At 29.6% G+C, this 14,386-nt stretch carries 12 protein-coding genes; 8 read left to right on the top strand and 4 right to left on the bottom strand.

Features of this window, described 5'->3' with window-relative positions:
• Window positions 1-68: 68 nt before the first annotated feature.
• The 4 genes from EI427_RS15215 to EI427_RS15200 all read left to right on the top strand — a co-directional run bounded on the left by EI427_RS15215 (window position 69) and on the right by EI427_RS15200 (window position 3,681).
• Complete coding sequence (locus EI427_RS15215) at window positions 69-1,028, top strand: hypothetical protein (protein ID WP_126616215.1); 960 nt, start codon at window positions 69-71, stop codon at window positions 1,026-1,028.
• A complete protein-coding gene (locus tag EI427_RS15210) occupies window positions 994-1,830 on the top strand; it encodes a DUF6048 family protein (RefSeq protein ID WP_317125724.1) in 837 nt (278 codons plus the stop codon). Before EI427_RS15215 ends, EI427_RS15210 begins: the two co-directional genes overlap by 35 nt.
• A gap of 78 nt (window positions 1,831-1,908) precedes the next feature.
• Window positions 1,909-2,604, top strand: coding sequence for an outer membrane beta-barrel protein (locus EI427_RS15205; RefSeq protein WP_170178489.1), 696 nt, complete (start codon window positions 1,909-1,911; stop codon window positions 2,602-2,604).
• A gap of 15 nt (window positions 2,605-2,619) precedes the next feature.
• Window positions 2,620-3,681 (top strand): PCMD domain-containing protein, encoded by a 1,062-nt coding sequence (locus EI427_RS15200; RefSeq protein WP_126616207.1) that lies wholly within the window; start codon window positions 2,620-2,622, stop codon window positions 3,679-3,681.
• A 55-nt stretch (window positions 3,682-3,736) separates the two neighbouring features.
• Here the strand turns inward: EI427_RS15200 and EI427_RS15195 are convergent, their stop codons facing one another.
• Both EI427_RS15195 and EI427_RS15190 read right to left on the bottom strand, forming a co-directional pair.
• Entirely contained in the window at window positions 3,737-6,193 is a 2,457-nt protein-coding gene (locus EI427_RS15195; RefSeq protein ID WP_126616204.1) for a DUF6089 family protein, read from the bottom strand.
• Between the two features lie 46 nt (window positions 6,194-6,239).
• On the bottom strand, window positions 6,240-6,896 hold the full coding sequence (locus tag EI427_RS15190; RefSeq protein ID WP_126616201.1) for an NAD-dependent epimerase/dehydratase family protein: 657 nt from the start codon (window positions 6,894-6,896) through the stop codon (window positions 6,240-6,242).
• A 146-nt stretch (window positions 6,897-7,042) separates the two neighbouring features.
• On the opposite strand from EI427_RS15190, the gene EI427_RS15185 reads away from it, so the two are divergent.
• Genes EI427_RS15185 through EI427_RS15170 form a run of 4 tightly spaced genes read left to right on the top strand, consistent with a single transcriptional unit; the run spans window position 7,043 to window position 12,531 of the window.
• Complete coding sequence (locus tag EI427_RS15185; protein WP_126616198.1) at window positions 7,043-8,881, top strand: ABC transporter ATP-binding protein; 1,839 nt, start codon at window positions 7,043-7,045, stop codon at window positions 8,879-8,881.
• 9 nt (window positions 8,882-8,890) lie between these two features.
• Complete coding sequence (locus EI427_RS15180; RefSeq protein WP_126616195.1) at window positions 8,891-10,744, top strand: glycosyltransferase; 1,854 nt, start codon at window positions 8,891-8,893, stop codon at window positions 10,742-10,744.
• Window positions 10,737-11,831, top strand: coding sequence for a glycosyltransferase family 4 protein (locus tag EI427_RS15175; RefSeq protein WP_126616193.1), 1,095 nt, complete (start codon window positions 10,737-10,739; stop codon window positions 11,829-11,831). The genes EI427_RS15180 and EI427_RS15175 overlap by 8 nt, the downstream gene beginning before the upstream one ends.
• On the top strand, window positions 11,821-12,531 hold the full coding sequence (locus tag EI427_RS15170) for an FkbM family methyltransferase (RefSeq protein WP_126616190.1): 711 nt from the start codon (window positions 11,821-11,823) through the stop codon (window positions 12,529-12,531). Before EI427_RS15175 ends, EI427_RS15170 begins: the two co-directional genes overlap by 11 nt.
• A 7-nt stretch (window positions 12,532-12,538) precedes the next feature.
• Here the strand turns inward: EI427_RS15170 and EI427_RS15165 are convergent, their stop codons facing one another.
• Together EI427_RS15165 and EI427_RS15160 are read right to left on the bottom strand one after the other, a co-directional pair.
• The gene (locus tag EI427_RS15165) at window positions 12,539-13,342 is read right to left on the bottom strand and encodes a DUF5672 family protein (protein WP_126616187.1); all 804 of its coding nucleotides are present in this window, start codon (window positions 13,340-13,342) and stop codon (window positions 12,539-12,541) included.
• An 8-nt stretch (window positions 13,343-13,350) separates the two neighbouring features.
• Window positions 13,351-14,385, bottom strand: coding sequence for a glycosyltransferase family protein (locus EI427_RS15160; protein ID WP_126616184.1), 1,035 nt, complete (start codon window positions 14,383-14,385; stop codon window positions 13,351-13,353).
• Window position 14,386: the final 1 nt, after the last annotated feature.

Here is a 14,386-nt window from a genome sequence, read left to right as displayed (position 1 = left end):
ATTTAATAAAAATGAATCTAACATAGAATAATCCTTTTAAATTGAGAATTGGTAATTAAATTTGTCTTATGAAATTGTCAATCAAACGAGGTTTATTATGTTTAATACCTCTATCTATATTTTTTAGCCTACCTTCTTGTCGTGATTGTGATCCTTATTCAAATCCGTCATCGTATGCAGTTGGTGCTTTTTATGATAAAAATAATCCTGATCAACCTTTAAAAACAATTAATTTTGAATCTGTTTCAGGAATTGGAGGTATTGATATACCTCCTATGAGTAATGGCAAATATTTATTGCCATTAAAAATAACTACACGTCAGACTGGTTTTTCTTTTGCTGCTAAAGGTTTAGCAGATACAACATATATAGACTACGAAAGTTCTGTAAATGTAAATGGTCCAGATTGTGGAGCTTATGAACAATTGATCGGTTTAGGTGTATCAAGAGATCCTAATAAAGAAGGAACTGGTTCTTACTCTGGAGTAAAAGGAGCTTTGTTTGATTCCGTAATTGTTGTAAATTCAATAGTCTCTGCGGATACAGCGAATGAAAATATTCAATTTCTGTTAGATATTTGTGATGCATCATCTAAATCACCTAGTAGAAATTTGGTTGTGTCATTTTTTAATAATGATACAGGAGAGCCAAAGACGATGAGGTTTAAGTCTATTCATATTGTAGGAAAAGCAAATGATCCCCTATATACATCAGGAGATAACTTTAGTACTGTTTTTTTACCTGTTGAAGGAACTAGAACTACTACTTTCGAATTTGAATATACAGAGAATAATGTTGATATATTAACGCAACAAATGAAGGTAGTTTTTAATGCAAAGACAACTATTAGTGATGATGAAACAGGTTGTATTTTCTTAAATGGAATTGGTGATTTAAAATTAGAATCTGGAGGGAAACAAGATATTGAATTTATTTTTCCAAATGGTCCAATTTTTAAGAAAATGCAGATAGATCGTCAAGTAATAAATACAAATGCAGATTGGCCAAATGTCAAACTATATAATTAAAAATATGAGGTTTTTGATACAATGCTGTTTCTTTATCTTGAGCATACATTTTTCTCTTTTTGCTCAAGAACAAACCAACCTAGCATCAGATTCTTCTGGGGTTATGCAAGATACCTCTGCTATTGTAGGAGAACCTTGGCCCTTAAATAAAAAAGGAGAACCTAAAGGATCAGGTTTTTTTGTGTTGTCAGCTGTTCGCCTTGGAGTAGATATGCGCCCATTAATGCAGTCAGCGTTTGATAATGAAATGAACGCATATACTTTATATGGTGATTTAATGATCAGAAATGCTTTCTATGTAACAATGGAATATGGGCAAATGGATAGAACTAGAACTAATATTAATTCAAATTTTTTTAATTATAATAGTAATGGAAGTTTTTATCGTTATGGTTTGGAATATAATGTAATGAAAAAATCTTCAAAATCAAGTGGCCTTACATTTGGCTTTAAGTATGCAAATTCTACTTTTGATCAATCTGCTGATTATTATAGTAGTGGTAATGGTTATTGGGAAGAAGGAGCAACCTTAAAGCATTTAACTGAAAAGAATGTTAATGTTGATTGGTATGAAGTTACGGTTAGTTTAAAACTAGCTATATATAAAGGATTAACTGCTGATTTTGGTTTTGCTTATACCATTAAAAAGGATTTCCCTCCAACAGTAATTACAAAGAATGATATTCCAGGATGGTATTTTAATAAAGACAATAGATCTAGATTAAATTTCCAATATAGACTATTGTATAGAATTCCATGCTGGCCAATGTATACTACTCCTAGAGCTAAGAAAAAGAAATAATTTTACTCTTCTTATTTATAATACTCTCTTTTATTCAATTTACATATGTACAAACTATTATTACCCTTGATGCTATCAATGATAGTATCACTATCTTTTGCACAAGATAGTTTAAAGACGAAGCCTGATGTAGATCCTAGGGACTTAGATTTTAATAAGAATCAAAATAAAGGCCAGTGGTATACGTCCTTAACGTTACAACTGTCTTCTAGTTCTGCAGAAAATGAAGATCAGTTTATTCGCCAATTACATTATCAAGATAATGGTCATTTTGAAGTAGGTGTTCAAGGAGGTTATTTTATCAAAGATTTTTTTATGACTGGTTTAGAGTTTTCTTATAGCAGTAGTAACAAAAATGAAAGGTATTCTGCTAACGGAGAAGATAATCATTTAAAATCTATATCTCATGGTTATTATATTGCTCCTTTTATAAGAAATTATATTCCTTTATCTAAAAATAGACGATTCAGTATCTTTAATCAGACATCACTTCAAGTGGGTTTTGGGACTACATTAAAGCAAAATGAAACGGCTTCAGCATTAACAAAAACGAAAACAGATAGAGTAACATTGGGTATTGGTATTCAGCCTGGTTTGGCAGCCTTTATTATGGATGGTTTTGCTTTTGAAGCTTCAGTTGGGTTATTAGGTTTAGAAATGGATCATCAACAAAGTACTACTAATTATACAGAAGAAAGTCAAAGAACAGACTTTGATTTAAATTTTAAAGTTAACCTATTACAAATCAAATTAGCTGTTGCTTACTACTTCTAAATTGTAAACTGAATTATGAAAATATTAAAATTAATAACTTTAGGAGTCTTAGCAGTTTTAATGACTTCTTGTATAGATTGGGATTATTTTGGGTTGTCTCCAAAAGCTGAAATTTTGGCATTTGAGTTAGAACAGCAATCAGGAACTAGTGAAATAGACTCTATTAATAGAATTATAAAGGTACCTCTTGATAGTACAGTAGATAGGTCTAGTTTAGCACCAACTTCAATTACAACTTCTAGTTTGTCTATAATTAATCCAGGAGTAGGAGAAAAACAAAATTTCCTGGATACTGTAAATTATTTAGTAACTGCTGAAGATGGAGGTTCTGAACAATGGAAAGTAACAATTAAGGAATCAGAGAATCAAATACCTTTTTCTAATTTTTTAACTTGGTTTGAGCAAGGAACAGGAAAAAATAGTTACTTTTTACCAGGTAACGATTTAAGTAGTTCACCTTGGCGTTCTGGTGATAAAGGAGCTGCAGATGTTTCTTTTCCAACATATCCTAGAACTTTAGTACCAATGCCATCATTTGATAATCCAGAGTATGCACAACTTGAAACAAAGAGTACATTAGGTATTTTGGCTGCAGGGTCATTATTTGTTGGTGATATTCAAGGAAGTGGAATTGCAGATGTTCAAATAGATTTTGGTTATAATTTTACTAGTAAACCAATAAGTTTCACGGCTTCATATCAATATGAACCTCAATCTTATACTCCTAGTGGGGCTACTTCTGTAATTGATAAATCTGATATTTACGTTTTATTGCAAGTTAGAGAAGATGGAAAGAGGTACAGACTTGGAACCGGCTGGATGCCAAGAAGTGATGAAACTGTAACAGAATGGACTGAAATAACAGTACCTATTGTACTTGGTGAAAGTTCTTTTGAAGATTACATGATGCCTTCTGAAACGAAAGACGAGTTACCTGAAAATGGATTTTATCCAGAAACGAATGCTAGACCTACACATATAATTGTAGTTTTTTCGTCTAGTGCTGAAGGTGCCGATTTAAAATCTGGAGGTGTGGGTAGTTTATTAAGAATTAAAGATTTTAAATTGAACTATTAAATTGAAATAACATAAAAAAACAGCCTCTGATTTTCTAGAAATCAGAGGCTGTTTTTTATTCTTTAGGGGCTAACCTTATGTTATATTTCATAGAAGAAACTGATCTAAATTTTGAAAGATCTGGTATAGCATAGTTTTTTTGGAGGAATCCATCTTCCTCTACAAAGAAGAAGTACTTTTTATCCTTGTTGATTTCCATACTGTAATTACCTTCACCATCAGATTTTACATAAATGTTTTCGTCTTCATTAGGAGATATAAAAACAAGTTCAATATTCTTTAATAACTCACCTGTCTGTTTATTTGTTACCTGCCCGTAAAGTTTTACTTTTTTAGCAAGAGGTGCTATAAGAAGTGTTTTTGTTATTTCATCAACCCCAAATACACCAACAGTAGATATTTTGGTAGGTTTCATTCTTTTATAGCCAAATGCAGAAGGGAATATCTCATAGTTAGATTCGTTTGAGACATCAAATTCAAAAACACCATTTTTATCTGTACGCTTTGTGATTAATGCATTGGTTTCTGTATTTTTTAGACTCACTAAAATTTTAGGTAAAGCAGTTCTAGTATCTTTAGAAATCACTTTTCCTTTTAATTTCATCTCCTCAACAACAAATAGGTTTTCGTGTTCATCGGTTAGCATTCTTGAAACATTAATTTCATTTACGTTAAGTTGATAAATGTCGTTTCCTCCTTTACCACCAACTCTATTAGAGGTGAAATAACCAATTCTTTTTACTTTATTAAGTAGTAATCCGAAGTCATCATAAGGTGAGTTGATAGGACTACCTAGGTTTGTAACGGCAAATATTTTATCATCTTTAGCAATTGTTTCAAATAGGTCTAAACCACCCATTCCTTTATGACCATTTGATGCAAAATATAAGGTACCATCATCATGTAAAAAAGGAGAAACTTCATCACCGGAAGTATTAACTATACCCCCAAGATTTATAGGATAGGTCCATTGTTCTTTATATCTGTAACTAACATAAATATCAGTACCACCATATCCGCCTTTCATATCAGATACAAAGTACATTGTGGTACCGTCTTTACTGATAGTAGGCTCTGATATAGAGTAATGTTCGTTATTAAAAGGTAACTCTATTGCTTCAGCCCAAATGTTTTCTCCTAAAATATCAATTAAAAATAGTTTGTGTTGTGCTACTTTCTGACTAGGTAGGTCTGAAGAATAAAGCGTTGTAATAATTTGAGTATCATTAATTTGATAGGCTGAATGATGATGGTACTTTTTTAGGTCATCATTTTCAATATTAACGGGCCTTGTCTGTTCATTTTTATAAAGATCTGCTAATGGGGCGTAATAGAAGTTATAATATGATTTTCTAGTTGCTTTATTAAAGTGTTTTCTATCGTTCCTATCAGTAGCATAAATTAACCCATCATGATAGAAGTTTGGAGAACGTTCTGAACCTTCTGTATTTATTGCTAAATTTTGAATTGTATATCGACTTTTATATTTATCAAATTCAGAAATATCACGAGTGGAGTTCGCTAATTTATCAGAATGAACACCTATTGTATTGTATTGTTCGCTGTTTTTATGGAGCCACGATAATTTATTAGGAGCTTCATTTTTAGACAAAATATACCTGACTTTTATGAGAAAGTTAGAATACCCATCTCTTTTATTATTACTGCCTCTTTTATCTCCAGGTCCAAATTTGTAAGTAGGTACTTGTCTAGGTTGACCGGTTAATACTGCACTACTTTCTTGTGAGCGATCTGCCATTGCGGCGGCTAATTGATTATTTCCAAACGAAGCATCACCAGCATAATTTTTACTTACATCGTCTAAATAATCTGTAAAAGTAAATCTTGTAATCCATTCAAGACCAACATCCATTCTATCGGTCACTTTTATATTTACACCAAGACCAAAAGGAACAGCAATACCTACTTTATTATATTTCTTTCTGGTGTTTTCATTTCCTTGTCCTTCTGTCCCTAAAGAAGAAAGATCTACCCAAGTACTACCATATTCTGCAGTTGTTTTTCCTTTTGGGGTATGAAGAAATGTAGTTAAACCCGTTAATAGATAAGGTGTAAACCGTTTTCTCTCTGAGTAATGACCATAATGAGGAATTAAATCAAATTGTGCGAGCGCTGAAAGTTGGTAAATATCATTTCTAAAAGATAAATTCCTATCGTATTCAAAACTACCTATAGATGCTGTTTGTGCATCATCACCTTTAATTCTTGCCCAAGAGAACTCGCCTCTTAATACAAAACGATGAGAAAATCGCTTTTCATAACCAAAACCAAAACTTCCACTAGTTAAAGCAGAATTAACAGAAAATGGAGATGCTTTAGAAGTCAAATCACCAAAATAATTACTTGTTCCTCCAAAAACTGTTAAAGCCCAATGTTTATCCGTAGCAGGGTTTACATTGGGAGTTTTATGTTGTGCTAATCCATTTGTAATACTCAAAATTGATATACAAAAAGAGGCAATAGCACTATATATAAGAAGTTTAGAAGTCATAGTAGTCAGTAAAGTGTAGAATTAAAGAGGAGTTTAGGGTAAAATGTTACTTACCTAACTCCTGTATTTGGTCTGAAGTAAAAAATGAAACTTTTTTAGAGGGAATAAGAGCAGCTTGACTAATCATAGCTTTTGCGACAGTTATACCTTCAATACCTTTGTATTTTTTTGGAATAATTGGGCTAAGAAATTGATTGAAAACTTTTCCTAGATCTTCTCCAAAGCGAGATTCTTCTCTGTTTCCTATTAATAACGAAGGTTGAAATATATTTAGTACAGGTAAACCAAGGTTCATTAAAGCATATTCTGTTTCTCCTTTTACTTTGTTATAATAAATAAAAGAGTGTTTATCAGCTCCCATAGAAGATACTACCAAGCTATTCTTAACATTATAACGTTTAGCTAATTTAAAAAAATCAATAATAAAGGTATGATCAACTTTATAAAAAGCCTCTTTAGAACCTGCTTGTTTCATTGTAGTTCCTAAGCAGCAAAAAGCAACATCAATATCTGTTGATAATTCTAGAGTAGTAAGGTTCTCGAAATTTGTAATTACTTCGGAAAGTTTAGGGTGGCTAATACCTAAAGGTCTTCTAGTAATTGAAATTATTTTATCGTATTGCTCATTTTCTGTAAGCAACGTAACAATATTTTTACCTATCAAACCAGTACTACCAATAATTAATGCAATTCGATTATTCATATTTTTTATTATTTAGATATCAAAAATAGTAAAGACTTTGAAATAGATGTTATTATCTAGCGATTAAGTAGCAACGATTATAATTTCAATGATTACATTTGTTGAAATTATAATTTTATTGGCTGATAAAAAAGCTTTAAGGGCATATGAAAATATATAAAAGACTTTTAACCTTTACAGGTAATTTACCATCATTCTTAGTTCCGTACTTCTTTGTTACACTTTTTATGAGTGTATTTAGCTTACTTAATTTTGGTTTAATGATTCCATTGTTAGATATATTATTTAATAGTGAAAAGTCATTTGAAATACCTGAAAAATTATTGACTTTAAATGATTTTCATTTTAATATGGAATTCATAAAAGAATATACTTATCAAGAGTTTGGTATTTTAATGTTGGAGAAAGGTAAATTAAGTGCTTTGATGCTTATTTGTTTATTCACATTTTTAGCATCATTATTTACCAATGTATTTAGATATATAGAAAGAAGACTTGCAGAAAATTATAGAAGAACGACCATAGCCTCTTTAAGAACAAGTGTTTTCCAGAGAGTATTATCATTAGATATTGGTTACTTAACTAATTCTAGAAAAAGTGATATAATGGCGAGGTCAACTACAGATGTAACAGAATCTGAGAATGCCTTTGGAGCATTAGTAACCTTTATAAAAGACCCAATTATGTTGGTGATCTTTTTCTCAACATTAATCTATATCTCTCCAAAGATGACAATGTTTGTTTTCTTGATATTACCAGTATCGGGTATATCAATTGGTTTGATTGCAAAAAAATTAAAGCAAGTATCACATAATTTACAAGATATATCAGGTTCACTTTTAGGAGTACTTGACGAAACAATTGTTGGTATGCGTGTGGTAAAAGGTTTTAATGCAGATAAATACGTATCGTCATCTTTTGAAAAGTTTAATCAAGGTTATGTTAAAGCATTTAGAGATTTTGCATCTAAAAGAGAATTAGCTTCTCCATTATCAGAAGTTCTTGGTGTTTTCTTTGTAGGTATCTTACTTTATTTAGGTGGTACAATTGTATTGTCTGAAGATGCTACACTAACAGCCTCTGAATTTATGGCATATCTTGTCTTGTTTACTCAAGTATTGAATCCTGTAAAAGCAATATCAGGTAATTTAAGTAGTATTCAGAGAGGTATGGCTGCAACAGAGCGTATTTTTGAATTATTAGATACAGAGCCAAAAATTAAAGATAAACCTGATGCTAAATCATTAGATAAATTTGAAAAAGGCATTGAGTTTAAAGGTGTAAGCTTTGGTTATGAAGATAAAGATGTATTAAAGGATATCAACTTTAAATTAGAAAAAGGTAAGATGTTAGCTTTAGTAGGTCCTTCTGGTGGAGGGAAATCTACTTTGGCAGATTTAATACCTAGATTCTATGATCCAAGATCAGGAGAAATTGAAATTGATGGACATGATGTTAAAGATTATACTTTAAGTTCTTTAAGGTCTCATATGGGTATTGTAACGCAAGAATCTATTTTGTTTAATGATACAATATATAATAACATAGCATTTGGTACAGAAACTACTTTAGAAGAAGTAGAGAAAGCCGCTAAAATTGCCAATGCACATGAGTTTATTATTAAAACAGAAGAGGGATACAATTCTGTTATTGGTGATAGAGGTTCAAAATTATCTGGAGGGCAAAAGCAACGTTTAAGTATAGCAAGAGCAATTCTTAAAAACCCAGATATATTAATTCTAGACGAAGCTACATCAGCTTTAGATACTGAATCTGAAAAGTTAGTACAAGATGCAATTCAGCATTTAATGAAAGGTCGTACAGTACTTGTAATTGCCCACCGTTTATCTACTATTCAAGAGGCAGATAAGATTTTAGTTATCAAAGAAGGTCAAGTAGTGGAAGAAGGAACCCATGTAGACTTGATGGCCGTTGAAAATGGTATGTATAAGAGGTTACAAGAAATGCAGGAATATTCTAAATAGGATAACTATATGACTCAAATTAGTAATATATCTGCTGTAATGATTTTAAAGGATGCAGAAAAATCATTAAGAGCAACTTTAGAATCTTTACTTGGTTTTGAAGAAGTTATCATTTTAGATAACGGATCTTCAGATAAGTCGCTTGAAATTGCAGCAAGTTTTAATAATGTCAAAATTTTCCATTCTCCTTTTATAGGGTTTGGACCTTTGAAGAATTTGGCGGCATCTTATGCTTCTAATGACTGGGTGTTTTCTATTGATTCTGATGAAATCCCTAATGAAGAGTTATTAAGTGAGATACAAAAATTTGATATATTAGATATAGAAAGTCTCGGTATAGTACATAGAGTGAATGAATATTTAGGTAAAGTTATTTCTGGAACAGATTGGGGCAATGAATATATAATTCGATTATTTAATAGATCAAGAACATCTTTCACAAATTCGGAAGTACATGAAACTGTAAAATGCGATGATTTAAAACAAATCAATCTAAAAGGTGAATTGTTACATGAATCTTATTCATCAATATCAGAGATGATAACAAAAATGCAGTTTTATACATCGCTATATGCAAAACAAAATTTAGGAATTAAAAAGGTAGGTCCATTAATGATTTCTCTAAAATCATTTTTTGCTTTCTTTAGGAGTTACTTTCTAAAGAGAGGTTTCTTATTTGGATGGAGAGGGGTACTAGTAAGTTCATATGTTGGAATAGATGTTTTTTTTAAATACTATAAATTATATGAGCTAGATTATAAGAGAAAATATAGATCAGACAAAAAGAAAGTACTAGTTGATTTAGAAAGATTAAAATATCCAAATTGTGGATTAGGACAGGTTTGTATTAATTTTTCTAATGAATTAATAAATTTTCAGCCTAGTACCATTTCTTATGAATATCTTTTACCTTCAAAAAGTAGAAAAGAATTAATAAAAAATGATAGAGATATATCTTTTAGATGTCATAATGTATTAACAAAAAATGGTATTACACCAATAGATAAACATATTGACTTATACCATTTAACAAGTCAAATAACTGATTATGGTGTTCATTATGCTAAAAAAAATATTTATACTATTCATGACCTTAATTTCCTTGAAGAAAAAAGTCCTCAAAAATCAAAAGCAAAATTAGATAAGATTCAAAAAGCTGTTGATAAAGCAGATGTGATAACTGTGATTTCTAAGTTTACTGAAAAAATTATTCGCTCAAATCTATCTATACCTAGCTCAAAAAAAGTTCGAGTGATTTATAATGGAGTAAAGTCACCTCTGCTTAAAGATCCAGTAAAGCCAAAGCAATTAGGAGGAAATGATAAGTTCTTTTTTACTATTGGTACTGTAATGCCTAAAAAGAATTTTCATGTATTAATAGAGATGATGCAATATTTTGATGATGATATCAAGTTGTATATAGCGGGTATGTTTGAAAAAGAATCATATGTTGTACGCATAAAAAATCTTATTAGTACAAATAATTTACAAAATAGAATTGTACTTCTTGGAGGAGTTTCAGATGAAGAAAAATCATATTTATATTCTAAATGTCAAGCATTTTTATTTCCATCATTATTAGAAGGTTTTGGTTTACCTATTATTGAGTCTATGTTATCAAAAAAGCCTACTTTTTCTTCAGACAAAACGAGCCTTCCAGAAATAGGAGATAGATATGCGTATTATTGGGAATCTTTTGAGGCAGAATATATGGCTGGTATTGTAAAAGATGGCTTAAGAGATTTTGAATTGCATAAAGAAAAAAGAGAAAGAGAAATGTTTGAGTATGCCTCTAAATTCTCTTGGAATAAAAATGCAGAAGCATACGCAAAGTTATATTTAGAAACCTTAGATAGTGAGTAACTTAAAAACGGTATTAATAGATTTTGATAAGCTTAAAGTTCCTAACTGTGGCTTAGGGAACGTAGCCATTAACTTTGGAAATGCTTTGTTTTCTATTGATCAGAACAAGTTTAAGTGGGAAATATTAGTATCAGCCCCATTATCTGTTTCATATCTAGAAGAGAATACATTTAAAGTCAGGAAATTATCAATCTTAAATAAGAAGAATATTTTACCATTTGATAAAGGGGTGGATTTAGTCCATTTAACTAACCAAATGACTAAATATAGGGTATCTAAAGGGGTTAAAAATATTCTTACTATTCATGATTTGAATTTTTTATTTGAAGAAGAAGGTATAAATAAAAAAAAGAAGCTTTATTATCTTCAAAAGCAAGTAAATAGAGCATCCCTTATTACTGTCATATCAGAATTTACAGCAAAAATAGTACGTAGATATCTAATAATACCAGAAAATTTAGAAATTGTAGTTGTTCCAAATGGAGTACATTCTCCCATGGAAATTGAGCAAAAGAAACCTAACCACATTAAAAAGCATCAAAAATTCTTTTTTACTATTGGTACAATAATGCCTAAAAAAAATTTTCTTAGCTTGGTTGAAATGATGCCAAACATTGAAGAAGAAACTCATCTTTATATTGCGGGATCTTTTTCAAAGGAAGAGTATGTTATCAAAATTAAAAATAGGATTCAAGAATTAAAGTTAGAAAATAGGGTGACATTATTGGGGGAAATCACAGAAAATGAAAAGTCATATTTATATCAATATGCTGAAGCCTTTTTATTTCCATCTTTATACGAAGGCTTTGGATTGCCCATTATTGAAGCAATGTATTGTGGAACTCCTGTAATTTGTTCTAATTTAACTAGCTTACCTGAGATTGGAGGTGATTATGCTTATTATTGGGATAATTTTGAACCTAACTATATGGCAATAAAAGTTCTTGAAAGTTTACAGATTTTTGAGAGTAATACAATTCAAAATACTTCTAAGCTGAAAAAATATGCTAAGAAATTCTCGTGGAGTAAGAATGCAAATAAATATTATCAATTATATGAACTGTTAATAAAAAAAAATGAATTATAAAGAGAATAAGCAAATTTATAAGAAAGTAACGGATAAAGGAATAGAATTAAGATGTATATGTGAAGTGGGAGTTTATTACCCGGAGACTTCTAATATTCTTGATTTTATAAATAATGGAATTAAAACTATTTTAGTAGAACCATCAGCAGATAGTTTAAAAAGAATAGATGAGTACTTTTCTGATAAATCAAATATAATTATCCATAAAGTTGCAGTAGCAGATAAGAATGGGTCATTAAAATTAGCAAAAGCAAATGCCTCTACATTCATTACGGATTTACCTAAAAGCCCAGCATTAATTAACGATTTATATACTATCAAAGAAAGTGATACATTTACAGTACCGTGTGTAACATTTGATAAGATAGATTCAGGAGATATTGATTTATTAAGTATCGATATTGAAGGAGCTGAATGGTATGTACTTAAAAATTTAAAAAGTTTACCAAAAATTATATCTGTAGAAACTCATGGTAAATTTTATACGAATCCTTTTATTAAGGAAATCAATCAATGGATAGAAAAAAATAATTATAAAATATGGTATAAGAATAACTCTGATACTGTTTATTATAGAGATGATGTTATTGAATTATCTATAAAAGAGAATTTAAATTTAAAATTTATTGAATTAAAGTTGTTTTTAAGACATTCAAAGCGTTATTTATTATGGCCATATTATAAAATGAAAGGGTATTAATACTCTTTTATTTTATAATAGTAAAACCGACCTTTTCTATATATGGAGTCCAATATTTTTTATCGTATTTTTCCCATGCATGGATACCCATTGGTAATACTTTATTTACCTCAATACATTCTTCTGGACGAGATTCTATACTAAATAATAAAGCTTCTTTTGGTGTTGGTATAGTGAAAAATGAAAATGTTTTAGAAGAATTTTTCCCGAAAAACATGTCTTCATTTTTTGTGTTTTTCTTAAAAAGAGATGTGTTTTTATATGTTAACCTTAGGTAAGCATACCATTGTTTTAAACGTTTAGGTAAATTTAAACTAAAAATAGAATTCAATAAGGTTGAGCTTTTTATTACTCTTATGTGGTCTTCAATTTTCCTTAACGATAATCCTCCATTTCCTACATACTTAAATTGAATAGGTTCATTTTGAGCTCCATGTGGCCAAGGAGCTCCAATATAAGAGTAGTTTTTTTTACACCATTTTTCTATTTGGTCAGTAAAAATGAAACAGTCGATTTGATAAATCAATAGGAACTTATATTCTGCATTAAATGTTTTGTAGAAGTCTAAGCTCACCATTAACATATTGTATCCATGGACATTCTCAAAATACAATTTTTTAAAGAAATTTACTTTGTAATTAACTTCTGTTTTATCTAGGATATCTGTATAAAAAGATAGATCTAATTCTCTATAGGTGACAATTGAAAAATCCCACTTCTTTAAGATTGTAGTTACTTGTTTAAAAGAAATTAATTCATTTTGAGATAAAGTCTTTTTATAAACTGGGATAGTAATAATACAATTTTTCATAAAAGTAATTATTTGATAGGAATAAATTCTGTATATCTCTTAGATTGATATTCTAATGATAAAAAATCATTATTAATATAATTAGAAGAATTAGCTAGATTAGCCAAAATAGAATTAATAGAGGTGTAATTATAGAAAATAGTGTTATTATTAAATTCCATATACGTTTTAAAAGATGAATGTAAAATCATTGTTTTTTTATATGCATATGCAAGATTAAATGCACCAGTAATTCTTGTTTTATACATCTCATTATTAAACTCTGTATCTACAAGTGGTAAAATATAATCACTAAGATTTATATAAGTGTGAAATGTAGAATTTGAAATAAATTGATCCCAAAAAATAAAATATTTTGATAAAGATTGTTCTTCTATTATGCTTTTAAGTTGATTTAATTGCTTTTTATTTCCGATACCTAGAAACAGAAAACGAAGATTAGAATTTTCAATTTTCAATTTTGATATAAAATCCATGTATGGTTTCCTTTCAAAGAATATTCCTCCAGGTACCGTTATCCATATTTCACCTGTTTTTTTTATAACTGATGTATCAATTGTGTACTTCGGAAAAAAAACAGGATAATAGGCACGATATGAACTTTTGTTAGTAGATATGTTATCAATTAGAAAATCACTGAGAGTAAACAATTTATTACATTTTCTTGCAATGATATTATGACCTATGCTTCCTTGGGTTTTCCTAAGATTATGTAATGTACCAATAAAACTAATCTTAGAAGGAAAGGGTAGTATACATATATATTTTGTAATACTTCCTTGAGCAGTATTGAAAATTACTAAAGAAAAATTATTCGTGATGATATATTTCCAAACTTTGAAAGCTAATAATATAGGACTAATATTAGTATTGTATACTTTTTTAGCTTCATACATTTCTTCATAGTCAATTAATGTATCTACTTTTTGATCGAGAATTAATGAAGTTTTAAATTTTTTGTTTTTTAAAAATAGAAGTTGAGAATAAATACATTCAGAATGAGATCCTCCTAGTTCTATTAGTGCAGTTTTTCTATAATTCATG

The organism is Flammeovirga pectinis (assembly GCF_003970675.1).
Lineage (GTDB): Bacteria > Bacteroidota > Bacteroidia > Cytophagales > Flammeovirgaceae > Flammeovirga > Flammeovirga pectinis.
This window is presented reverse-complemented; position numbering and strand designations above follow the sequence as displayed.